The following is a 21,884-nucleotide window of genomic DNA, read 5'->3' as shown; positions in this document are numbered from 1 at the left end:
GAGGAACTCAGGCCTTGGGTACCCGCACGATCAGCGCGTCACCCTGACCGCCGCCGCCGCACAGCGCGGCCGCGCCGACGCCGCCGCCCCGCCGCTTGAGCTCCAGGGCCAGGTGCAGCACGAGGCGCGCGCCGGACATGCCGATCGGGTGGCCCAGGGCGATGGCACCGCCGTTGACGTTCACCTTTTCCGTGGACACGCCGAGGTCCTTCATTGACTGCACCGCGACGGCGGCGAAGGCCTCGTTGATCTCGACCAGGTCCAGGTCGGAGACCTCCAGGCCCTCCTTCTTCAGGGCGTGCAGGATGGCGTTGGAGGGCTGGGACTGCAGCGAGTTGTCCGGCCCGGCCACGTTGCCGTGGGCGCCGATCTCGGCGATCCAGGCGAGGCCCAGCTCCTCGGCCTTGGCCTTGCTCATCACGACCACGGCCGCCGCCCCGTCGGAGATCTGCGAGGACGTGCCGGCGGTGATCGTGCCGTCCTTGGTGAACGCCGGGCGGAGCTTGCCCAGGGACTCCACCGTGGTGTCGGCGCGGATACCCTCGTCCTTGCTGAAGACGACCGGCTCGCCCTTGCGCTGCGGGATCTCGACCGGGGTGATCTCGGCCTCGAAGACGCCGTTCTTCTGGGCGGCGGCCGCGCGCTGGTGGGACAGGGCGGCGATCTCGTCCTGCTCCGGACGGGCGAGGCCCAGACGGGTGTTGTGCTTCTCCGTGGACTCGCCCATGGCGATGTTCTCGAAGGCGTCGGTCAGCCCGTCGTGCGCCATCGCGTCGAGCATCTCGATCGCGCCGTACTTGAAGCCCTCGCGGGACTTCGGCAGCAGGTGGGGGGCGTTGGTCATGGACTCCTGGCCGCCGGCGACCACGATGTCGAACTCACCGGCGCGGATCAGCTGGTCGGCCAGCGCGATCGCGTCGAGGCCCGACAGACACACCTTGTTGACGGTGAGCGCCGGGACGCTCATCGGGATGCCGGCCTTCACCGCGGCCTGGCGGGCCGGGATCTGCCCGGCGCCGGCCTGGAGCACCTGGCCCATGATCACGTACTGCACCTGGTCGCCGCCGATCCCGGCGCGGTCGAGGGCGGCCTTGATCGCGAAGCCGCCGAGGTCGGCTCCGGAGAAGGACTTCAGAGAGCCCAGCAGCCGTCCCATGGGCGTACGTGCGCCCGCGACGATCACCGAGGTCGTGCCGTTGGAACCAGTCGATCCAGTCATGAGCTGCGATTCCCCTTACCGGCCCGCACAGGCCGAGGAGTGAACGAGGGTTTACCTCGAATGTACTGAGTGGCACTCCGTGCCGTCATCGGGCCGTCAGTGTGATCGCGCGCACGTTGCGTAACCACCTCCCAAGCGGTGCACTGACTCCATGCTGACGCGAATCGACCACATCGGGATCGCCTGCCACGACCTCGACGCGACCGTCGAGTTCTACCGTGCCACCTACGGCTTCGAGGTGTTCCATTCCGAGGTCAATGAGGAGCAGGGCGTGCGCGAGGCCATGCTCAAGATCAACGATACGTCCGACGGCGGTGCCTCGTACCTGCAGCTTCTCGAGCCGACGCGCCCCGACTCGACCGTCGCCAAGTGGCTCGACAAGAACGGCGAGGGCGTCCACCACATCGCTTTCGGTACGGCGGATGTGGACGGCGAGGCCGCGGACATCCGCTCCAAGGGCGTACGCGTTCTGTACGAAGAGCCGCGACGCGGCTCCATGGGGTCACGAATCACTTTCCTGCACCCAAAGGATTGCCACGGAGTACTGACAGAACTGGTCACATCGGCCCCTGTTGAGTCACCTGAGCACTGACCCTCGTACATATGGGCCGGTAGGGTTGGGCTCGGTCGCCGCTCACACCGGGGCGACCCGGTCCTGCCGTACGGCGGCGGGACGCAGCCGGGGTCCGGGTTTCGGGGGACGAGCGTCGGGGCAGCAGCCCATGCTCCGCCGTTGATCTGACACCATTCCCCGGGAGCCCCGTTCGGCGGATGGACGGAGCTCGTTCGGAAAGCTTGCGACCAGGGACGGATGGGACCGCGCAGTGCGGGGCTACGAGAGCCAGGAGCGGGAGCCGGCGGCTGACGTCGACCACCTGACTCGGTTCGAAGCCGAGATGAAGCGGCTGAAGACCGAGCGGGAAAAGGCGATTCAGCACGCCGAGGACCTCGGCTACCAGGTCGAGGTGCTGCGCGCCAAGTTGCACGAGGCGCGGCGCACCATCATGTCCCGGCCCGCCTTCGACGGCGGCGACATCGGGTACCAGGCGGAGCAGTTGCTGCGCAACGCGCAGATGCAGGCCGACCAGTTGCGGCAGGACGCCGAGCGCGAGCTGAGCCAGGTCCGGGCGCAGACGCAGCGGATCCTCCAGGAGCACGCCGAGCAGGCCGCCCGCCTCCAGGCGGAGCTGCACCAGGAGGCGGTCACCCGACGTCAGCAGCTCGACCAGGAGCTGGCGGAGCGCCGGCAGAACGTCGAGTCGCACGTCAACGAGAACGTGGCGTGGGCCGAGCAGTTGCGGGCCCGCACCGAGGCACAGGCACGCCGGCTGCTCGACGAGTCACGCGCCGAGGCCGAGCAGTCCCTGGCGGCCGCCCGCGCCGAGGCCGAGCGGGTCGCCGCGGAGGCCCGCCAGCGGCTCCAGGCCGACGCCGAGGCGGCCCGCGCGGAGGCCGAGCAGCTCCTGCTGCGCGCCCGCACGGACACCGAGCGGATGCTGAACGCGGCCTCCACCCAGGCGCAGGAGGCCAGCGACCACGCCGAGCAGCTGCGCAACTCCACCGTCACGGAGTCCGACGCGGCCCGCCGCCAGGCCGGTGAACTCAGCCGCGCCGCTGAGCAGCGCATGTCGGAGGCCGAGGAGGCGCTGCGCAAGGCGCAGGCCGAGGCCGAGAAGGTCCTCACCGAGGCCAAGGAAGCCGCGTCGAAGGCCCTCTCCAGCGCGGAGTCGGCCAACGAGCAGCGCACCCGTACGGCGAAGGAGCAGGTCGCCCGGCTGGTCAGCGAGGCCACCAAGGAGGCCGAGACCACCAAGGCGGACGCCGAACAGGTCGTCGCCGACGCCCGCGCCGAGGCCGAGAAGATCGTCGCGGAGGCCTCCGAGAAGGCCCGCACGCTCACCGCCGAGGAGAGCGCCACCCAGCTGTCGAAGGCGGCGAAGACCGCCGAGGACGTCCTCAACAAGGCGCAGGAGGACGCGCAGAACACCACCAAGGCCGCCGCCGAGGAGGCCGAGAGGATCCGTCGCGAGGCGGAGACCGAGGCGGACCGGCTGCGCGCCGAGGCGCACGACATCGCCGAGCAGCTCAAGGGCTCGGCGAAGGACGACACCAAGGAGTACCGCGCCAAGACGGTCGAGCTCCAGGAGGAGGCCCGCAGGCTGCGCGGCGAGGCCGAGCAGCTGCGCGCCGACGCGGTCGCCGAGGGCGAGAAGATCCGCGCGGAGGCTCGCAGGGAGGCCGTCCAGCAGATCGAGGAGGCGGCCAGGACCGCCGAGGAGCTGCTGTCCAAGGCGAAGGCCGACGCGGACGAGCTGCGCCAGAAGGCCACCTCGGACAGCGAGAAGGTGCGCACCGAGGCCATCGAGCGCGCCACCACGCTGCGCCGGCAGGCCGAGGAGACCCTGGAGCGCACCCGCGCGGAGGCCGAGCGCTCCCGCGAGGAGGCGGTGGAGCTCGCCGAAACCATCACCTCCAACGCCGAGCAGGCCGCGCGCGAGATGCGCGAGGAGTCCGAGCGGGCGGTCGAGGCCCGGCAGGCGGAGGCCGCCGAGGAGCTCAACCGGCTGCACACCGAGGCGGAGTCCCGGCTCGCCTCCGCCGAACAGGCGCTCACCGACGCCCGGGAGGAGGCCGCGCGGATCCGTCGCGAGGCCTCCGACGAGAGCGACCGGCTGCGCTCGGAGGCCGCGGAGCGGATCCGTACGATCCAGCAGCAGGCCGCCGACGAGGCGGACCGGCTGCGCACCGAGGCCGCCGCCGACGCGTCCGCCTCACGCGCCGAGGGCGAGTCCGTCGCCGTACGGCTGCGGTCGGAGGCCGCCGCCGAGGCCGAGCGGCTCAAGAGCGAGGCGCAGGACACCGCCGACCGGGTGCGCGCGGAGGCGCAGGCCGCGGCCGAGCGGCTGTCCGCCGAGGCGTCCGAGACGCTGGCCGCCGCCCAGGAGGAGGCGCTCCGGCGCCGGCGCGAGGCCGAGGAGCTGCTGGGTTCCGCCCGCCAGGAGGCCGACCAGGAGCGCGAGCGGGCCCGCGAGCAGAGCGAGGAGCTGCTGGCCTCGGCGCGCAGGCGCGTGGAGGAGGCCCAGGGCGAGGCCGTCAGGCTGGTCGAGGAGGCCGACCGGCGCGCAGGCGAGATGGTGTCGGCGGCCGAGCAGCACGCGCAGCAGGTACGGGACTCCGTGGCCGGGCTGCACGAGCAGGCCCAGGAGGAGATCACCGGGCTGCGTTCCGCCGCCGAACACGCGGCGGACCGTACCCGGCGCGAGGCCGAGGAGGAGGCGGACCGGGTCCGATCCGACGCCTACGCGGTGCAGGAGCGGGCCGCCGAGGACGCGGGCCGGGTCCGGCGCGAGGCGAGCGAGGCGTCGCAGGCCGCGCAGGAGCTGGCCGAGCGGACCGTCGGCGAGGCGATCGCGGAGGCGGAGCGGCTGCGCTCGGAGACGTCCGCGCACGCCCAGCGGGTCCGCACCGAGGCCTCGGACACCATCGCGCAGGCCGAGCAGGACGCGTCGCGCACCAGGGCGGACGCCCGCGAGGACGCCAACCGCATCCGCTCGGACGCGGCGACGCAGGCCGACACCCTCATCACCGAGGCCCGCAACGAGGCCGAGCGGCTCCAGACGGAGACCATCGCCGAGGCCGAGCGCCTCCAGACGGAGACCATCGCGGAGGCCGAGCGGCTGCGCGCCGAGTCGGTCGCCAAGGCGGAGAAGCTGATCTCGGACGCCTCCGGGGACGCGGAGCGGCTGCGCGCCGAGGCCGCCGAGACGGTGGGTTCCGCGCAGCAGCACGCCGAGCGGATCCGCGCCGAGTCCGAGCGCGTCAAGGCGGAGGCCGCCGCGGAGGCCGACCGTCTGATGAGCGTCGCCCGCGAGGAGGCCGACTCGACGCTGGACGAGGCCCGCAAGGAAGCCAACAAGCGGCGCTCCGAGGCGGCCGAACAGGTCGACACCCTCATCACGGAGACCGCGGCCGAGGCCGACAAGCTGCTCACCGAGGCGCAGCAGCAGGCGCAGAAGACCACCGCGGACGCGGAGGCGCAGGCCGACTCGATGGTCGGCGCGGCCCGCAACGAGGCCGACCGGGTCGTCTCCGAGGCGACGGTGGAGGGCAACTCCCGGGTGGAGAAGGCCCGTACGGACGCGGACGAGCTGCTGGTCGGCGCCCGCCGGGACGCGACGGCGATAAGGGAGCGGGCCGAGGAGCTGCGCGACCGCATCACGGCCGAGATCGAGTCGCTGCACCAGCGGGCCCGCCGTGAGGCCGCCGAGACGATGAAGTCGACCGGCGACCGCTGCGACGCACTCATCAAGGCGGCCGAGGAGCAGCTCGCCAAGGCGCAGGCGAAGGCGAAGGAGCTGGTGTCGGACGCGAACTCGGAGGCGGGCAAGGTCCGGATCGCCGCTGTGAAGAAGGCCGAGGGGCTGCTCAAGGAGGCCGAGCTGAAGAAGTCGACGCTCGTGCGGGAGGCCGAGGAGCTCAAGGCCGAGGCGATCCGCGAGGCGCGGCGCACGGTCGAGGAGGGCAAGCGCGAACTGGAGGTCCTGGTGCGCCGGCGCGAGGACATCAACGCCGAGATCTCCCGTGTCCAGGACGTGCTGGAGGCACTGGAGTCCTTCGAGGCCCCGGCCGGCGGCAAGGACGGGGGCGTGAAGGCGGGTGCTGCCATCGGGGCCCCTCGATCGGGCGGGAAGTCCCCGGAGAGCTGACGAAATGTGTGGATTGCGTTAAAGTCTGGGGCCTTTGACCGAAGCTTTGGCAAGCGGTCTGCCGCTCAGCCACCCAAAAGGGGTGTCATTCTCCAGATCAAACACGCATACGCTCGATGACACACCGTTCAGGCCCCTAGGATTCCACCTATCACCTCACCGGTCTCATTCGACAGGAACCCCATGAGCGACACTTCCCCCTACGGCTTCGAGCTTGTGCGGCGTGGGTACGACCGCGCTCAGGTGGACGAACGCATCTCGAAGCTCGTCTCCGACCGTGACAGCGCTCTGGCCCGTATCACTGCTCTGGAAAAGCGCATCGAGGAGCTCCACCTCGAAACGCAGAACGCCCAGGCCCAGGTAAGCGACGCCGAGCCGTCGTACGCCGGTCTCGGCGCGCGCGTCGAGAAGATCCTCCGCCTCGCCGAGGAAGAGGCCAAGGATCTGCGCGAGGAGGCCCGTCGCGCGTCCGAGCAGCACCGTGAGCTCGCCGAGTCGGCGGCCCAGCAGGTGCGCAACGACGCAGAATCGTTCGCTGCGGACCGCAAGGCCAAGGCCGAGGACGAGGGCGTCCGGATCGTCGAGAAGGCCAAGAGCGAAGCGTCCCAGCTGCGCCAGGAGGCGCAGAAGGACGCGCAGTCGAAGCGTGAGGAGGCCGACGCCCTCTTCGAGGAGACCCGCGCCAAGGCCGCGCAGGCCGCTGCCGACTTCGAGACCAACCTCGCCAAGCGCCGCGAGCAGTCGGAGCGCGACCTGGCGTCCCGTCAGCAGAAGGCGGAGAAGCGTCTCGCGGAGATCGAGCACCGCGCGGAGCAGCTGCGTCTGGAGGCCGAGAAGCTGCGCACCGACGCCGAGCGTCGCGCCCGTCAGACCGTCGAGACGGCGCAGCGCCAGGCCGAGGACATCGTGGCCGACGCCAACGCCAAGGCGGACCGCATCCGGTCGGAATCCGAGCGCGAGCTGGCGGCCCTCACCAACCGTCGCGACTCGATCAACGCTCAGCTGACGAACGTCCGCGAGATGCTCGCCACCCTGACCGGCGCCGCGGTGGCCGCGGCCGGCACGCCGTCCACGGACGACGAGCCGATCTCCCGCGGGGTTCCGGCGCAGCAGACCCGGTAGGTTCCCGCACGAACGTCGAGGCCCGCACCCCCTGGGGTGCGGGCCTCAGCCGTGTCCAGGCCGCCCTGGGTGACCAGCGGCAGGAACACGTCGTCGACGATCCCCTCCAGCGTGCGGTCCGTCAGCGGCTCGCGGCTGAGCAGGGGCCACCAGCCCCTCGCCGACCGCCCCGGCCCCGCCCCGCCGCCACCGCCGGACCGGTGCTGACCGCGCTGGGCACCCTGCCGTTCGCCTTCGGGCATCCCGCCGCCGTGCTCCTCCCTCTCGCCCTGTGCGTACGCGGGCTGGGCATGAGTGCCGCCAACCTGGCCGTCATGGTCGGCGCCTACCGGGATCTCGCCCCGGCCGACCTCGCCCACGCCGGCACGGGCCTGCGGATCACCAGCAGTTCGGCGGCTCCTTCGGTACGGCCGTCCTCGCCGCCGTCCTGGCCCACGGCCACGGGGCCGGCGCCATCCCGCGCACCTTCGCCCGGGCCACCGCGTTCACGGCCGTTGCCGTCGGCGTCGCTCTTCGTTTGCCCGCCCGGGTGGCATCCGCCCCTCACGGGTCATAGCGTGTCCGCATGATCGAGCTCGAGGGCCTGACGAAGCGGTACGGCGAGAAAGTGGCGGTCAACAACCTCACCTTCACCGTCAGACCCGGCATCGTCACGGGCTTCCTCGGTCCCAACGGCGCCGGGAAGTCCACCACCATGCGGATGATGCTCGGCCTCGACCGGCCGACCGCCGGGGACGTGCGGATCGACGGGCAGCACTACGACCGGCTCAAGGATCCCTTCAAGTACATCGGCGCCCTGCTGGACGCCAAGGCCATGCACGGCGGGCGCAGCGCCTTCAACCATCTGCTGTGCCTGGCGCAGAGCAACGGCATCCCGAAGAGCCGGGTTCACGAGGTGCTGGACACCGTCGGGCTCACCGCCGTCGCGAGGAAGAAGGCCAAGGGGTTCTCGCTGGGCATGGGACAGCGGCTCGGCATCGCGGGCGCGCTCCTCGGCGACCCCCGGATCCTGATGTTCGACGAGCCGGTCAACGGGCTCGACCCCGAGGGCATCCACTGGATCCGCAACCTGATGAAGTCCCTCGCGGCGCAGGGGCGGACCGTGTTCGTCTCCTCCCACCTCATGAGCGAGATGGCGCTGACCGCCGACCACCTCGTCGTCATCGGCCAGGGCCGGCTGCTCGCCGACACCTCCATGGCCGACTTCATCGCGCAGAACTCGCGGTCCTACGTCCGCATCCGCACCCCCCAGCGCGAGTTGCTTCTCGACGTGCTGCAAGGCGCCGGGATCACGGTCGTCGAGACGGGCAGCGGGGTGCTGGAGGTGGACGGCAGCAAGTCCGAGCTCATCGGGGAACTGGCCGCGCTGCACCAGATCGTGCTGCACGAACTGAGCCCCCAGCAGGCCTCCCTGGAGGAGGCGTTCATGCAGCTGACCGCGGAGTCGGTGGAGTACCACGCGCACGCGGACACGCCCACGCCTCAGCTGGAGGTGCCCCCGGACGAAGTCTGGGGGAGGAACAACGACTGGACGAGGAGCTGATGATGGCGGCGACCCAGGTCATCCGGTCCGAATGGACCAAGATCCGGTCGGTGGCCTCCACCGTGTGGACCCTCTCCCTCGCGGTGGTCGTCACCCTCGCCCTCGGCATGCTGATCTCGGCGCTGTCGAAGAACGACTTCGACAACATGAGCCGCGACGACCGGCTATCCTTCGACCCCACGTTCATCAGCTTCGCCGGGATGAGTCTCGGTCAGCTCGCGATGATCGTGTTCGGGGTGCTGGTCGTGTCGAACGAGTACAGCACCGGCATGATCCGCACCTCGCTGGCCGCCGTACCGCAGCGCGCCACCTTCCTGTTCAGCAAGATCGCGGTGGCCGCCGGGCTGTGTCTCGCCGTGGGGCTCGTCACCAGTTTCGTCACGTTCTTCCTCGGGCAGGCCATGCTCGGCTCCCACAAGGCGTCGATCGGGGACAGCGGCGTGCTGCGGGCGGTCATCGGTGGCGGCCTGTACATGACGCTCATCGCCGTGTTCTCGATGGGCGTGGCCACGATGCTGCGCTCGCCGATGCTGTCGCTGGGCATCCTGATGCCGTTCTTCTTCCTGATCTCCAACATCCTCGGCAACGTCTCCGCGACGAAGAAGATCGGCCGGTACCTGCCCGACCAGGCGGGCAGCAAGATCATGCAGGTGGTCACGCCGATCGACGACGACACGCCGTACGGCCCCTGGGGCGGGCTCGCCATCATGGCGCTGTGGGTGGTCGCCGCGCTCGCGGGCGGCTACCTCCTGCTGAAAAAGCGCGACGCGTAACGCTTCCGGCTTTGCTTTCATTTGAGCGGAACCGTCAGCGCCCCGATATCCTCCTAACCCTTACGGGGGCGTGTGCCCCGCTGTCCTGAACCTTTCGATGGGTGCGGAGCATGATCGAGGCTGTCGGCCTGACCAAGCGGTACGGCGACAAGACCGCTGTGTACAACCTTTCCTTCCAGGTGCGGCCGGGTGCCGTCACCGGCTTCCTCGGGCCCAACGGCTCGGGCAAGTCGACGACGATGCGGATGATCCTCGGCCTGGACAACCCCACCGCCGGGACGGTGACGATCGGCGGCTACCCGTACCGCAGGCTGCCGAACGCCGCCCGCCAGGTGGGCGCCCTGCTGGACGCCAAGGCCGTGCACGGCGGCCGGCACGCCCGCAACCACCTGCTGTGCCTGGCCCAGCTGTCCGGCATCCCGGCCCGGCGGGTCGACGAGGTGCTCGGCGTGGTCGGCCTCCAGGAGGTGGCCAGAAAGCGCTCCAAGGGCTTCTCCCTGGGCATGGGCCAGCGGCTCGGCATCGCCGCCGCGCTGCTCGGCGACCCCCAGGTGCTGCTCTTCGACGAGCCGGTCAACGGCCTCGACCCCGAGGGCATCCTCTGGGTGCGCAACCTGATGAAGTCCCTGGCGGCGGAGGGCCGCACGGTCTTCGTCTCGTCCCACCTCATGAGCGAGATGGCGCTGACGGCCGATCACCTGATCGTCATCGGGCGCGGCCAGCTGCTCTCCGACATGAGCGTGAAGGACTTCATCTCGGCCAACTCCGCCGACTTCGCGCGCGTCCGCACCCCGCACACCGAACCGCAGCTGCGCGAGAAGCTGGCCTCCGCGCTCACCGAGGCGGGCGGCCACGTGCTCCCCGAGCAGGACGGCGGGCTCCGCGTGACCGGCCTGCCCCTCCCCCGCATCAGCGACATCGCCCACGACGCCGACGTACGCCTGTGGGAGCTGTCGCCGCACCAGGCCTCGCTGGAAGAGGCCTACATGCGGATGACGCAGGGCGCCGTCGACTACCGGTCGACCATCGACCAGAAGGCCGGCCTCCAGCAGCAGCTGCCGCCCGGCGCGCAGCCGCCGATGCAGATGCCGGTGCCGGGCCAGGGCCAGCCCGGCTGGTACGCCCCGCCGCCCCCGCAGCAGCAGGGCTACGCGCCTGCGCAGCCGGCCCAGACGCCCCCGGCGGCCTCGTACGGCGCCTACGGCGCCCCGGGCGCCCCCACCCCGGCTCCCGGCCCGAACGACGCCAACCCGTACGCCCACACGCCCGCACAGCCCCCGGCCCCGCCGACGGACCCGGCGCCCACCCCTGCGGCACCCGCGGGCCAGGCCCCGGCCGCAGCCACGCCCGTGAGCCCGGCACAGGCCCCGGCCCAGCCGAGCGGCACCGCGCCCGCTCCGGCCGCGCCCGCGAGCCTGCCCCCGGCCGCCGCCCCGGCCCCGTCGCTGGACAAGGCGCCCGCCGCCTCCACCCCCGACGCCCCGACCAAGTCCGAGGACGCCCGATGAGCACCCCGCAGCATCCGTCGCCGCAGGCCGCGCCCGCCTGGCAGGCGCCGCCCGGTCCCTCGTACGGCGCACCCGGCCCCGGCTACACCTCGCCGATCCCGATCGTGCGCACGCACCTCGGGCACGCCATCGCCTCGGAGTGGACGAAGATCCGTTCGGTGCGCTCCACGATGTGGACGCTGGGCGTGTTCGTGCTGCTCGTCGTCGGCATCGGGCTGCTGGCCGGAGCGGTGGTGGCCTCGAACGCCTCCGAGAGCGACCTCGAGGGCAGCACCGCGCTGTCCTTCGGCTTCTTCGGCATCCTGCTGGGCAGCATGTGCGTCATCACGCTCGGCGTGCTGACCACGGCCTCGGAGTACGGCACCGGCATGATCCGGACCACGATGGTGGCCTGCCCGTCGCGCGGCCGGGTCCTCGCCGCGAAGGCGGTCGTGTTCTTCGCCGTCGCGTTCGTCGTGACGTTCCTGTCGTCCGGCTTCGTCGCGATGGTGCACGTGGCGATGCTGAGCGAGGCCCGGGAGCCGACCGGCCAGGAGTGGCTGAAGGCCACGCTCGGCGTGTCCCTCTACATCGCGCTGCTCGGACTGCTCTCGCTCGCCGTCGGCTCGATCATCCGGCACTCGGCCGGCGCCATCACCATCATGATCGGCGTCCTGCTGGCGCCGCTGGTCATCGCGATCTTCATGTTCTCGTCGTCACTGGAGAGCCTGCGCCAGGCCCTGTTCGAGTACTCGATCCCCAACCAGCTGAGCGTCTTCTACTCGACCTCTCTCAGCGAGAGCGGCCCCTCCGGCTGGGACCCGCTGTGGATCGCGCTGGGCGTGACGGCCGTCGTCCTCGGCGGCGCCTTCGCCCTGCTGGAGAAGCGGGACGTCTGACCGTCCGTCCGATCCTCCGATCCAAGCGCTAGAACTTCGGCGCGTTACGGGACCGCTGCATCCCCGGGGTGCGGCGGTCCCGTGCGTTCCAGCACGCCTTGTGCCAGTGGCGGCGGTCGTCGACTCCGGCGTGCTCGGGCCAGGCGACGACGTGCGGGACGCCGTCGGGGATCATCTGGTCGCAGCCGGGGCACCGGTACGTCTTGCCCTGGGCACTCGCGCCGGCCACGTGCCGTACACTCCACCGCTCGCCCTGCCAGCTCTCCGCGGACTGCCAGCCGCCGTAACGGTTCTCGCGGTCGTCCTCGGCACTGCGGCCGGGCGAGTCCTCACCCTTGGGTCGGTTGCGACGCGGGGACACGGGACACCTCACGGGGCTATACAGGAAGCAGGTTTGGCGTCCAGCCTACGCGGCGAGCACGCGGGTACCCGTAGGGCAGCGAGCCCTACAAGTCCCCTCCCGAACGACGCATTCTGCAGACAATCCGCAAATCTCTCCGCCAGGCCGTGTCCTCGGCACGTGTCAGACGGTTATGCCGAGTGGGGGAGCTCCGTGTCGGAGCCAAGGAAGCAGGAAAGTCCATGCGCGTTGGAAGTTTCGTGTTGGGGGCCCAGTTCCCCGGCCAGGGTCAGGGGGAGGCGCTGCACCGCGCGGTCCGCTCTGCCGAGGTGGCCGAGGAAGCGGGTCTCGACTCGGTCTGGCTGGCCGAGCACCACTTCGTGCCGTACGGCACGTGCCCGTCGGCGGTCACGCTCGCCGCTCTGCTGCTGGGCCGCACCCGCCGCATCCGGGTCGGCACGGCGGTCAGCGTACTGCCCACCGTCCACCCCGTCGCCCTCGGCGAACAGGCCGCGCTGCTGCACCTGACGAGCGGCGGCCGCTTCTCGCTGGGCGTGGGTCGCGGCGGCCCGTGGGTCGACCTGGAGGTGTTCGGCTCGGGCCTGGAGGCGTACGAGCAGGGGTTCCCGGAATCACTCGATCTGCTGGTGCGCTGGCTGCGCGAACCCTCGGTCGAGGCGGACGGCGAGCGCTTCCGCTTCCGCGAAGTCCCCGTCGTACCAAGGCCGTCGGAGGCGCTGACGGAGGCGTCGGGGCCGGAGGTCGTCGTCGCGTGCACCTCGCCGGCGAGCGTGCGGCTGGCCGCCGAGCGCGGACTGCCGATGCTCCTCGGCATGCACGTGGGGGACGAGGAGAAGGCCGAGATGGTCGCCCTGTGGCGGCAGTACGCGCGCACCGCCGGGCAGTCCGGGGACCAGATCCGGGGCGCGGCGCATGTCTCGGCGGGCGTCTGCCAGCTCGCGGACCGGCGCACGGACGCGGTGGAGACCCTGGTGAAGGCGATGCCGGGCTGGCTGAAGCAGGGGCTCGAAGCCCATGTGACGGTGGACGGCCGGGCCCGCTCCATGCGGGACCCGGTGGCGTACACCGAACTGCTCTGCGGGCTGCACCCGGTGGGCACCCCGAGGCTGTGCGCCGACCGCCTCGCGGCGACCAGCGAGCGGACCGGCATCTCGCGCTTCGCCCTGCTCGTCGAGGGCTCCGGCGACCTGGCCGCCACCGAGGAGAACGTACGACGGCTGGGCTCGGAGGTGCTCCCCCACCTCCGGTGAACAGCCCAGCCGACCACGAAGCCTGCCGCTCCCGTACTGATGGCACCTCCCGCGTCAGGAGCGGCAAGCAAGAGGCTCACACGGGTGCCCTAGCAGTCCCGGAACTCGGGGGACTGGTTCAGCACCTGGCTGCGGACCGAGGTGAAGCGGGCGAGCTTCTCGTCGACAGCCGAGTCCAACGGGAACACCGCCACCCGGTGGCAGTTCTGGAAGGCCAGACGCACACCGAAATGCCGCTGCAGCGCGCCGCGTATCGCGTCACTCGCGAGCGCGCGCAGCAACTGCCCGCGTGCCTGCTCGTCCGGCGGGGGCGTCTGGTTGTCGGCGAATGCTCCGCCGTCCACCTTCAGCTGGGCCACCAGGGAGCTGACCATCTCCCATGCGTAGGGCAGGGAGGTCCGGACGCAGTCGACGAATTGTGCTTCGTCGACCTCGCCTCGCTCGGCCTGTTCGAGTAGGGCCGGTGAGACGTCGAGCGACATGGGTACTCCTCTCGCACCCCCACAACAACAGGGGTTGCCGGACAGGGAAAGGGAGTTCGCATGCCGAAACACCGCACACGCTGAGTACACGCATCGCGACCTCCCGTTCACTACGGTAGGCAACGGACGGTGACCGCACCAGGAGAATGGGCACATAGGGAACTCCAAGTAGGCACACAATCGGCCACTGTCGAACGATCGTTTTCCAGATCAAAAGGGGCGGGCCCGAAGGGGCCTCGGTTGAGGGTGGCGGTGGGGGACCCGGGATCAAAAGGGGCGAACCGAAGGTTCTCGGTCAGGGTGGTGGTGGGTGACGGGCGGGAGAATCGCGTGCACCCGGAGGCGTCGGATAGCGTTGCGCACCATGCGTCTCGTCATCGCCCGGTGCTCCGTGGACTACGCCGGCCGGCTCACCGCCCACCTCCCCTCCGCCCCCCGTCTCATCCTGGTGAAGGCGGACGGCAGCGTCTCCATCCATGCGGACGACCGGGCCTACAAGCCCCTGAACTGGATGTCGCCGCCCTGCACCCTGAAGGAGGGCACGGGCGACGAGGAAGGCGTCTGGACCGTCGTCAACAAGGGCGGAGAGAAGCTCATCATCACGATGGAGGAGATCCTCCACGACTCGTCGCACGAACTCGGCGTCGATCCCGGCCTGATCAAGGACGGCGTGGAAGCACACCTTCAGGAACTGCTCGCCGACCGCATCGAGACCCTCGGCGAGGGCTACACCCTCATCCGCCGCGAGTACATGACCGCCATCGGCCCGGTCGACATCCTCTGCCGGGACGCGGACGGCCAGACCGTCGCGGTGGAGATCAAGCGACGCGGCGAGATCGACGGAGTCGAGCAACTCACCCGCTACCTGGAGCTGTTGAACCGCGATCCCCATCTGGCGCCGGTGCGGGGCGTCTTCGCGGCCCAGGAGATCAAGCCCCAGGCCCGCGTCCTCGCCACGGACCGCGGCATCGGCTGCACGGTCCTGGACTACAACGCGATGCGCGGCATCGAGGACGACAAGCTGCGGTTGTTCTGAGCATCGGTACGACGACGAGGGCCGGGTTCCTGTACGGAACCCGGCCCTTCTCGTGTGCCCGAGGGCTCAGATGACCTGCTCCGGCGAGGCCGAGGTGTCCGCCGCGCTCGGTGTTCCCGCGCTGCTGCTCGCGGTGGCGCTGGAGGACGCCGGACCGCTGGCGGAGTTCGAGGTGGACGGGTCGGTGGTGGTTGGCGTGGACGGGGTGCCGCTCGGGGGTGTCGAAGGCGGCGTCGAGGGCGGTGTCGAGGGAGTCGTCGGCGTCGGTGAAACGGACGAGCTCGGCTTGGGCGACGTACTCGACGACGAGGACTTCGTCGGCGTAGGCGACGACTCCCCACTCCCCGTCCCGTGCGAACTGCTCGCCCCCGACGACGGCTCCGCCTCCCCCGTAGGCGTCGGATCGTCCGAGGTCCCCATCGTGCCGTCCGGGCCCGGGTTCGTCGGCCTGCTGGTCGCGACGCCCGTGTCGGCGTTGCCGCTGTCGTCGCCGGGGGTGTCGGAGTCCAGGCCGCCGTCGTCCAGGCCGGTGCTGGCGGAGGGGTTGACGCCGCCCTGGCGGGCGGGGTCGTGGGCATCGTTGTCGGAGGTCGCGCCGAGGGTAACGACCGTGCCGAGCACGGCGACGAGCAGTGCGCCCGCGCCGGCCGCGACGAGGTTGCGCTTGGCCAGGCCCTTCAGGCCGCCCCGGTTGTGGCGGGCCGGCGGTGCGGGGGGTCCGTGGCGGGAGACGAGGGTCTCCGCCTCCGGCGGGAAGGACGGAAGCGCCGCCTGGATGCCGCGCGGCGGGGACGCCGACTCCTCGTGGCGGGCGTCGGGCACCTCTTCGGCGGCCGTCGCCACGGCCAGGCCCGGCACGTCGCCCGAGGCGTCGGCGACCAGGGCGAGGGCGCGGCGGCCGGCGACGGTGCCGCGCTTGTCGGCGATGGTGCCGCGCAGGGCGAGGGAGGCCTCCAGCTCGGAGCGGGACCGGTCGAGTTCGCCGGTGCAGAGGGCGAGGATGCCGAGCTCGTGGTGGAAGTAGGCGCGGTCGGCGGACTCGCCGGCGAGCCGGGCGGCCTCGGCGCCCTCGTGCAGGCTGCCCTCCCAGGCCCTCCAGTGCAGGCCCGCGGCGAACGCGGGCGCGGCGGTGCGGGCGAGCTGGACGGCGGTGGCTTCCTCGTCCTCGACCGGTCGCGTCGTGGCGGGGACGACGATGGTGAGGGCGGCGAGTACGGCGTCGGCCTCCGCGCAGACCCGCTCGGGGGTGACCGAGGGGTGTCCGGCCCACCAGGCGTAGTGCTGGGCGGCGGTCTGGGCGCGGGCCTCGATGTCGTCGGCGTAGCCGGCGGCCTCCAGCTGGGTCCGGACGCCGGCGGCGAGCCGGTAGCGGGTGCCGACCGGGGAGACGAGTCCGCAGGCGGTGAGTTCGCCGAGGGCCGCGTCGGCGTGGGTGTCGCCGACCAGGGCGGGCAGGTGGGCCTGGTGCGGGACCTCGCCGCCCAGAGCGACGGCGAAGCGCAGGGTGGCGCGGGCGGAGGGGCTGAGGCGGGCGGCGAGCAGCGGGGCGGGCGCCGCGGCCTCGCCGAGCGAGGGGAGGGGTATCTCCTCGGCCTCGCCCGCCCCGGCCGCGGCGACGGCGTCGACGGGTGCGACGAGCGGCCGGGCGTCCTCGAAGACGCCGAACGCGTCGACGGCTTCGACGCCGGCCCGCAGTCGGTCGCGCTGGGAGAGCAGGGCGCCGGCCTGGACGAACCGCAGTGGCAGGCCCTCGGACTCGAACCAGAGGTCACCGGCCCAGTTGGCCTCCTCCTCGGTGAGGACGCGGCCGACGGCGCGCTCGATCACCTCGACACCGCCCGCGCGATCGAGGCCGGTGAGGACGACCTCCTCGACGGCGGAGTCCGCCGAGGGCAGCGGGGTGTCCGGGGTCGCGCCGAGCAGGAAGGCGCACTCGGGCGTCGCGTCCAGCAGTTCGTCGAGGGCGGTGCCGCCGAGCTCGAGGTCGTCGACGACGACGACCGCGCCGATCTCTCGGACGAGGGCGCGCAGGTCGTCGTCCTCCGGGCGGTACCGGGGGGCGTCGTAGACGGCGTGGAAGAGGTCGTGCAGCAGGTCGGCCGTGGTGCGGCCGAGGCCGGTGAGTCGGACGACGCCGTCGGGGGCGAGGTCCTCGCAGTCCTCGGCGACGAGGTCGAGGAGGCTGGTGCGGCCGGAGCCGGGGGCGCCGGTGAGGCGGACGGAGCGGCCGCGGGCGAGGAGGCGGACCAGCTGTTCGCGTTCGTCCTGGCGGCCCAGGAGCGGCTGCGCGGACCGGGCGGCGGCTCCGGCTGGGGCGGGCGGCCGGGCGGCGCGCTCGGCCTCGGCGCGCTGCTCGGGGGTGCGCTTCGCGGGCCGTTCCGGTCGCTCGGTGGGCGGGCAGAGTTCTATCTCGCTGCCGTCGACCGGGTTGACCGTGAGCAGGTGTGCGCCGACGACGAGCCGCACCGTGCGGGCCAGGGCCGGCGTGTGCTGGCCGAAGTCGGGTGTGAGGGGGTCCCTGGACGGGCGCGGGCGCGGCGCTTGGCCTTCGCCGTCGCGGCCGTACTCCTCGGGTCCCCGGGTGTTCGGGTCCATAGGTCAAGCCCCCCAAAAGCGTCGTGTGGCGGTAGCCCCTCCCGGCCTTGCTGCACACTGCGCTGTCGCTTCTGGTCCGGTGCCCGCTCGAAGGCTGAGGGCGGCGGGCAGACGAACCGTAAACCTTCGCACAGTATCTACGACAGCCCGGGGTGCCGGGCCGCCCGAAGGGTCACAGTCTCGTGAGGATTGCGCCGGTCGCGTTGCGCCCGTCGCACGTTTCCCGCCGCAGGCCACGCCCCTTGCGGGTCACACCCGGGGCAGGGACTCCACGCCGATGCCGCCCTCGATCGCGAGGATCCGGTGCAACCGGGTGGCCACCAGCAGGCGTTGCATCTGCGGCGGTACGCCACGCAGCACCAGACGTCGGCCGCAGCGGCCGGCCCGTCGGTGGACGCCCATGATGACGCCGAGTCCGGTGGCGTCCCAGGAGTTCAGCTCGGACAGGTCGAGCACCAGGTCGCCGACTCCGTCGTCGACGGCCGTATGCAGGACCGTACGGGCGTCCGCCGCGCTGCGGACGTCGAGGCGGCCCCCGACGACCAGCTCGACGTGGTCGCCCCTGATGTGCATAGCGCTCCCCTAAGCGTGCGTCTCGTGCTCCGCGGTGGTGTCCGATGTTGCAACCTCTGACTGAACCTCTGACTGCGCGAGGCGGTCGAAGGTTGCCGTCTGTGAGCGAACCGATACCGAATTCACCCGCAAGGGTGAGGCCCGTGGGGCCTGTGCGGTTTCGGTGCTGTAGAAGCCCTGCCCGCTCACGCGTCCGATGTCACCGGCGTCAACCATCCGGCGCAGCCGGTCCGGTTGCCTGTCCGTATGCCTCTCGGCGGGAGATTAGCGGGCGCGAGGCTCTGTGTGACCGGTTAGTAACGCGTTTCACGTCTCACGGCGTGAGACGCCGGTCACGTCGCCAATTCCTGTCCGATTCACAATGATTGGCCCCGTAGTGACCAGGTGCCGGCAGCAGTGACGAAGGGAACGGAACGCATCGTCGGAGACGGTCTAGATTGGCGGCATGGTCAATCTGACGCGCATCTACACCAGAACCGGCGACCAGGGCACGACCGCCCTCGGCGACATGAGCCGGGTCGCCAAGACCGACCTCCGGATCGCCGCGTACGCCGACGCCAACGAGGCGAACGCGGCCATCGGCACGGCGCTCGCGCTGGGCGGACTGGACGAGGAGCTCGTCAAAGTTCTCACCCGCGTCCAGAACGACTTGTTCGACGTGGGCGCGGACCTTTCGACGCCGGTGGTGGACAACCCCGAGTTCCCTCCCCTGAGGGTCGAGCAGTTCTACATCGACCGTCTGGAGGCGGACTGCGACCACTTCAACGAGCGGCTCGAGAAGCTCCGCTCGTTCATCCTCCCCGGCGGCACCCCGGGCGCGGCCCTGCTCCACCAGGCCTGCACGGTCGTCCGCCGGGCCGAACGCTCCACCTGGGCGGCGCTGGAGGCGCACGGCGCCGAAGGAGGAGATGGCAGCATGAACCCGCTCACCGCGACCTACCTCAACCGCCTCTCGGACCTGCTGTTCATCCTGGCCCGCACGGCCAACAAGGCGGTCGGCGACGTCCTGTGGGTGCCTGGCGGCGAACGCTGAGCGGGTCCGGCGAAATCCACTGCGGTTCGGCCGCGCCCCAAAGGGGCACGGGGCTGTGACATGTGCGGCTCCGCCGCGTGGGCACGACCGGCCACAGCGGACCCGTGGGTGACCACCGGATCCGCAGCGGAGCGCTCAGCGCATCTTGGCCGGTTCCTGTTCCGGGCCGTCCTTCGGGCCGTCCTTCGGTCGCCGCTTCGGGAACAGGGTGTAGCTCCCCGCGATGACGACGTTGATACCGATGACGAAGAGCATCCGCTGCTGCCACGCCCGCAGCGAGCCGATGTCGCCGTCGTCGCCGACGTACCCGACGGCTGCCTGGAGCAGGGCCATGGCGACCAGCGCGGCGAGGATCCAGCGGCCCGCGACCTTCCACTCATGGACGGCGCGGGCCGTGCCGTACTTCGGCGGACGCACGGGCGGCGGGCCGCCGGCGAAGCGGTGGGCGACGCGGGCGTCGGCCCACTTGATCGTGGAGTGGCCGAGGCCCACGGTGAAGCCGATGTAGACGGCGGCGAGGCCGTGCCGCCAGTCCGGCTCGGCGCCGTATCTGAGGTCGATCGCGGTCACGGCGAACAGCACGACCTCCAGCAGCGGCTCGCACAGCAGCAGGGCCAGGCCCGCTCGCGGCATCCGGAACACGTACCGGAAGGCCAGTCCGGCGGCCAGCAGCACCCAGAAGGCCACCTCGCAGGCGATGATCAGTCCGACGACCACGGTTCGCTCCTCTCGCTCACCCTCCCAGGCTCCCGTGCGGGAAAGCGCCTCTCGTCGTCGGCGGTGACGAACTCGCGGTACATCGAAAGATGCAGTTGGGGACCGTTCCAGGGGAGCAGGCGGACGGGGCGCGGGGCGTGTTGGATGGAGGGCATGGCTGTCCGAGAACTGCACCGACTGCCCCGCCCGCACCGCTTCGACGTGTACGTCGCGGCCGGCGGGCTGCTCGGCGGCCTGTTGCTGGTCGTCAGCCGTCTGGGCACGCGGCGGTCCGACGATCCGATCACGCTGTTCGACGGCCCCTGGCCCGTCCTGGTACCGCTCACGGTGCTGGCCGGCTGCGAGTTGATGCGCCGGACGGCCCCGCGCGCGGCCCTGCTGACCGGCACGGTCGCGATCACCGCGGACCTCGCGACCCAGGGCAACGTGTCCACCGTCCTGATGTTCACCGACGTCATGTACGCGGCCGTCCTGTACGGCCCGCTCGCGTCGGCCCGCCGTATCCAGTGGATCACCGGACTGCTCACGGTCGCGGGGACACTGGTGCCGTTCGCGGTGTGGCGGGTGCCGGAGGCACTGCTGATCGGCGTGGTCGTCGGCGTCGTGGCGTACGGGCCGGCCGCCACCGGCTGGATCGTGCGCAACCACCGGGACGCCGCCGAGGCAGCCCGGCTGCGGGCCGAACAGACCGCGCTGCTCGCGGAGATGGACCGCGCCCAGGCCGTCACGACCGAACGGGCGCGAATGGCAAGGGAGTTGCACGACATGGTCGCCAACCACCTCTCCGCGATCGCCATCCACTCGACGGCGGCCCTCTCCCTCGACGACCCGGACACCTCCCAGCAGGCCCTGTCGGTGATCCGCGAGAACAGCGTCGAGGGGCTGGCGGAGATGCGGCGGCTGATCGGGATCCTGCGCGACGGCAGTGGGGACAACGAGCCGGCCGCGGCCCCCACCCTCGACGGCCTGGAGGCCCTGGTCGACGGCGCCCGCGCCAACGGCCTGGACGTCAGCCTCGACGCGGAGCACCGCCAGGTCCCCGCCCCCGTCGAACTGGCCGCCTACCGGATCGTCCAGGAGTCGCTGACCAACGCGCTGAAGCACGCGTGCCCCGGCCGGGTCACCGTCGCCCTCGCGCAGCGCGACGGTGTGCTCGACGTGCGGGTGCTGAGCCCCTACGGCCACCGGGACGGGCCCCGCGCCCCGGGTTCGGGCGCCGGGCTCGTCGGGATGCGGGAGCGGGCGGCGCTGCTGGGCGGCACGTTCGACGCCGGGCCGGAGGGCTCCCGCTGGACGGTACGTGCCACGTTCCCCCTCGTGGAAGGAGAGCCCGCATGAGCTCCGCCATCCGGGTCCTGGTCGCCGAGGACCAGTCCGCCGTGCGCGCCGGGCTCGTCCTCATCCTGCGCAGCGCGCCCGACATCGAGGTGGTCGGCGAGGCGGCGGACGGGGAGCAGGCGGTGGCGCTGGCCCGCGAGCTACGGCCCGACCTGGTGCTGATGGACGTTCAGATGCCGCGGCTCGACGGGGTGTCGGCGACCCGGAAGGTCGTCGAGGAGGGTCTCGCCGACGTCCTGGTGCTGACCACGTTCGACCTCGACGCGTATGTGTTCGGGGCACTGCGGGCCGGTGCGGCCGGGTTCCTGCTGAAGAACACGGAGGCGAGGGATCTGCTGACGGCCGTCCGCACGGTGGCGGGCGGGGAAGGGCTGATCGCCCCGGCCGTGACGCGTCGGCTGATCGCCGAGTTCGCCGCGAAGCCGGTACGGGAGCCGAGGGCCGACCCCGCCGTCCTCGACACCCTCACCCGGCGCGAGCGCGAGGTGCTGGCCTGTCTCGGCGAGGGGATGTCCAACGCGGGGATCGCGAAGCGGCTGGACATGGCTGAGGCGACGGTGAAGACGCACGTCAGCAGGCTGCTGGGGAAGCTGGAGCTGCGCAGCCGGGTGCAAGCGGCGGTGCTGGCACAGGAGTTGGGGATCTAGGGTCTGTCCGGCACACCGCCGACGAGAGTGGTCCAGACCTATTGACCCGTGGTCCAGACCTTTCTATTCTCGCGGCACTGTGGGCGTGAAGGCTCAGTCGCGC

General features: G+C 71.6%; 18 protein-coding genes. 12 read left to right on the top strand and 6 right to left on the bottom strand.

Annotated features, from left to right (window positions below; translation table 11 throughout):
* Positions 1 to 7: 7 nt before the first annotated feature.
* On the bottom strand, positions 8 to 1,219 hold the full coding sequence (locus OG289_RS34225; RefSeq protein ID WP_327317907.1) for an acetyl-CoA C-acetyltransferase: 1,212 nt from the start codon (positions 1,217 to 1,219) through the stop codon (positions 8 to 10).
* Between the two features lie 151 nt (positions 1,220 to 1,370).
* Here OG289_RS34225 and mce point away from each other — a divergent pair, with 151 nt between their 5' ends.
* From mce to OG289_RS34190, 7 genes are all read left to right on the top strand, one after another.
* Positions 1,371 to 1,811, top strand: a complete 441-nt coding sequence (gene mce, locus OG289_RS34220; RefSeq protein ID WP_319675716.1) for a methylmalonyl-CoA epimerase — start codon at positions 1,371 to 1,373, stop codon at positions 1,809 to 1,811.
* 232 nt (positions 1,812 to 2,043) lie between these two features.
* Complete coding sequence (gene scy, locus OG289_RS34215) at positions 2,044 to 5,925, top strand: polarized growth protein Scy (RefSeq protein WP_327317906.1); 3,882 nt, start codon at positions 2,044 to 2,046, stop codon at positions 5,923 to 5,925.
* A 183-nt stretch (positions 5,926 to 6,108) separates the two neighbouring features.
* Positions 6,109 to 7,047 (top strand): cellulose-binding protein, encoded by a 939-nt coding sequence (locus OG289_RS34210; protein ID WP_327317905.1) that lies wholly within the window; start codon positions 6,109 to 6,111, stop codon positions 7,045 to 7,047.
* A gap of 565 nt (positions 7,048 to 7,612) precedes the next feature.
* Positions 7,613 to 8,590 (top strand): ABC transporter ATP-binding protein, encoded by a 978-nt coding sequence (locus OG289_RS34205; RefSeq protein WP_327317904.1) that lies wholly within the window; start codon positions 7,613 to 7,615, stop codon positions 8,588 to 8,590.
* A 2-nt stretch (positions 8,591 to 8,592) separates the two neighbouring features.
* Positions 8,593 to 9,363, top strand: a complete 771-nt coding sequence (locus OG289_RS34200) for an ABC transporter permease (RefSeq protein ID WP_327317903.1) — start codon at positions 8,593 to 8,595, stop codon at positions 9,361 to 9,363.
* A 110-nt stretch (positions 9,364 to 9,473) separates the two neighbouring features.
* Entirely contained in the window at positions 9,474 to 10,871 is a 1,398-nt protein-coding gene (locus OG289_RS34195) for an ABC transporter ATP-binding protein (protein WP_327317902.1), read from the top strand.
* A complete protein-coding gene (locus tag OG289_RS34190) occupies positions 10,868 to 11,749 on the top strand; it encodes an ABC transporter permease (RefSeq protein ID WP_327317901.1) in 882 nt (293 codons plus the stop codon). Before OG289_RS34195 ends, OG289_RS34190 begins: the two co-directional genes overlap by 4 nt.
* Before the next feature lie 28 nt (positions 11,750 to 11,777).
* Here OG289_RS34190 and OG289_RS34185 read toward each other — a convergent pair whose 3' ends face one another.
* Positions 11,778 to 12,110: an ATP/GTP-binding protein gene (locus OG289_RS34185; RefSeq protein WP_327317900.1), complete on the bottom strand. Its 333-nt coding sequence runs from the start codon at positions 12,108 to 12,110 to the stop codon at positions 11,778 to 11,780.
* Between the two features lie 221 nt (positions 12,111 to 12,331).
* On the opposite strand from OG289_RS34185, the gene OG289_RS34180 reads away from it, so the two are divergent.
* Positions 12,332 to 13,360, top strand: coding sequence for an LLM class flavin-dependent oxidoreductase (locus OG289_RS34180; RefSeq protein ID WP_327317899.1), 1,029 nt, complete (start codon positions 12,332 to 12,334; stop codon positions 13,358 to 13,360).
* Positions 13,361 to 13,449: 89 nt separating this feature from the next.
* Here OG289_RS34180 and OG289_RS34175 read toward each other — a convergent pair whose 3' ends face one another.
* Entirely contained in the window at positions 13,450 to 13,842 is a 393-nt protein-coding gene (locus OG289_RS34175) for an SCO5389 family protein (RefSeq protein ID WP_327317898.1), read from the bottom strand.
* A gap of 364 nt (positions 13,843 to 14,206) precedes the next feature.
* Here OG289_RS34175 and nucS point away from each other — a divergent pair, with 364 nt between their 5' ends.
* Positions 14,207 to 14,878 carry an endonuclease NucS gene (gene nucS, locus OG289_RS34170; protein ID WP_327317897.1) on the top strand — a complete coding sequence of 224 codons (672 nt, stop codon included), beginning with the start codon at positions 14,207 to 14,209 and terminating at the stop codon, positions 14,876 to 14,878.
* Between the two features lie 66 nt (positions 14,879 to 14,944).
* Here the strand turns inward: nucS and OG289_RS34165 are convergent, their stop codons facing one another.
* Complete coding sequence (locus tag OG289_RS34165; protein WP_327317896.1) at positions 14,945 to 17,473, bottom strand: ATP-binding protein; 2,529 nt, start codon at positions 17,471 to 17,473, stop codon at positions 14,945 to 14,947.
* Positions 17,474 to 17,722: 249 nt separating this feature from the next.
* Entirely contained in the window at positions 17,723 to 18,046 is a 324-nt protein-coding gene (locus tag OG289_RS34160) for an STAS domain-containing protein (RefSeq protein WP_327317895.1), read from the bottom strand.
* Positions 18,047 to 18,491: 445 nt separating this feature from the next.
* Here OG289_RS34160 and OG289_RS34155 point away from each other — a divergent pair, with 445 nt between their 5' ends.
* Positions 18,492 to 19,079, top strand: a complete 588-nt coding sequence (locus OG289_RS34155) for a cob(I)yrinic acid a,c-diamide adenosyltransferase (protein ID WP_327317894.1) — start codon at positions 18,492 to 18,494, stop codon at positions 19,077 to 19,079.
* 135 nt (positions 19,080 to 19,214) lie between these two features.
* Here the strand turns inward: OG289_RS34155 and OG289_RS34150 are convergent, their stop codons facing one another.
* Positions 19,215 to 19,796, bottom strand: a complete 582-nt coding sequence (locus OG289_RS34150; RefSeq protein ID WP_327317893.1) for a hypothetical protein — start codon at positions 19,794 to 19,796, stop codon at positions 19,215 to 19,217.
* A gap of 144 nt (positions 19,797 to 19,940) precedes the next feature.
* Here OG289_RS34150 and OG289_RS34145 point away from each other — a divergent pair, with 144 nt between their 5' ends.
* Positions 19,941 to 21,134, top strand: coding sequence for a sensor histidine kinase (locus OG289_RS34145; protein ID WP_442818996.1), 1,194 nt, complete (start codon positions 19,941 to 19,943; stop codon positions 21,132 to 21,134).
* Positions 21,131 to 21,781: a response regulator transcription factor gene (locus OG289_RS34140; protein ID WP_327317891.1), complete on the top strand. Its 651-nt coding sequence runs from the start codon at positions 21,131 to 21,133 to the stop codon at positions 21,779 to 21,781. The genes OG289_RS34145 and OG289_RS34140 overlap by 4 nt, the downstream gene beginning before the upstream one ends.
* Positions 21,782 to 21,884 lie beyond the last annotated feature (103 nt).

Source organism: Streptomyces sp. NBC_01235, from assembly GCF_035989285.1.
GTDB lineage: Bacteria > Actinomycetota > Actinomycetes > Streptomycetales > Streptomycetaceae > Streptomyces.
This window is presented reverse-complemented; position numbering and strand designations above follow the sequence as displayed.

Coding starts and splice junctions, on each gene's coding strand:
- OG289_RS34225 (WP_327317907.1), bottom strand. CDS start 1,219: ATGACTGGATCGACTGGTTCCAACGGCACGACCTCGGTGATCGTCGCG.
- mce (WP_319675716.1), top strand. CDS start 1,371: ATGCTGACGCGAATCGACCACATCGGGATCGCCTGCCACGACCTCGAC.
- OG289_RS34210 (WP_327317905.1), top strand. CDS start 6,109: ATGAGCGACACTTCCCCCTACGGCTTCGAGCTTGTGCGGCGTGGGTAC.
- OG289_RS34205 (WP_327317904.1), top strand. CDS start 7,613: ATGATCGAGCTCGAGGGCCTGACGAAGCGGTACGGCGAGAAAGTGGCG.
- OG289_RS34200 (WP_327317903.1), top strand. CDS start 8,593: ATGGCGGCGACCCAGGTCATCCGGTCCGAATGGACCAAGATCCGGTCG.
- OG289_RS34195 (WP_327317902.1), top strand. CDS start 9,474: ATGATCGAGGCTGTCGGCCTGACCAAGCGGTACGGCGACAAGACCGCT.
- OG289_RS34190 (WP_327317901.1), top strand. CDS start 10,868: ATGAGCACCCCGCAGCATCCGTCGCCGCAGGCCGCGCCCGCCTGGCAG.
- OG289_RS34180 (WP_327317899.1), top strand. CDS start 12,332: ATGCGCGTTGGAAGTTTCGTGTTGGGGGCCCAGTTCCCCGGCCAGGGT.
- OG289_RS34175 (WP_327317898.1), bottom strand. CDS start 13,842: ATGTCGCTCGACGTCTCACCGGCCCTACTCGAACAGGCCGAGCGAGGC.
- nucS (WP_327317897.1), top strand. CDS start 14,207: ATGCGTCTCGTCATCGCCCGGTGCTCCGTGGACTACGCCGGCCGGCTC.
- OG289_RS34165 (WP_327317896.1), bottom strand. CDS start 17,473: ATGGACCCGAACACCCGGGGACCCGAGGAGTACGGCCGCGACGGCGAA.
- OG289_RS34160 (WP_327317895.1), bottom strand. CDS start 18,046: ATGCACATCAGGGGCGACCACGTCGAGCTGGTCGTCGGGGGCCGCCTC.
- OG289_RS34155 (WP_327317894.1), top strand. CDS start 18,492: ATGGTCAATCTGACGCGCATCTACACCAGAACCGGCGACCAGGGCACG.
- OG289_RS34145 (WP_442818996.1), top strand. CDS start 19,941: ATGGAGGGCATGGCTGTCCGAGAACTGCACCGACTGCCCCGCCCGCAC.
- OG289_RS34140 (WP_327317891.1), top strand. CDS start 21,131: ATGAGCTCCGCCATCCGGGTCCTGGTCGCCGAGGACCAGTCCGCCGTG.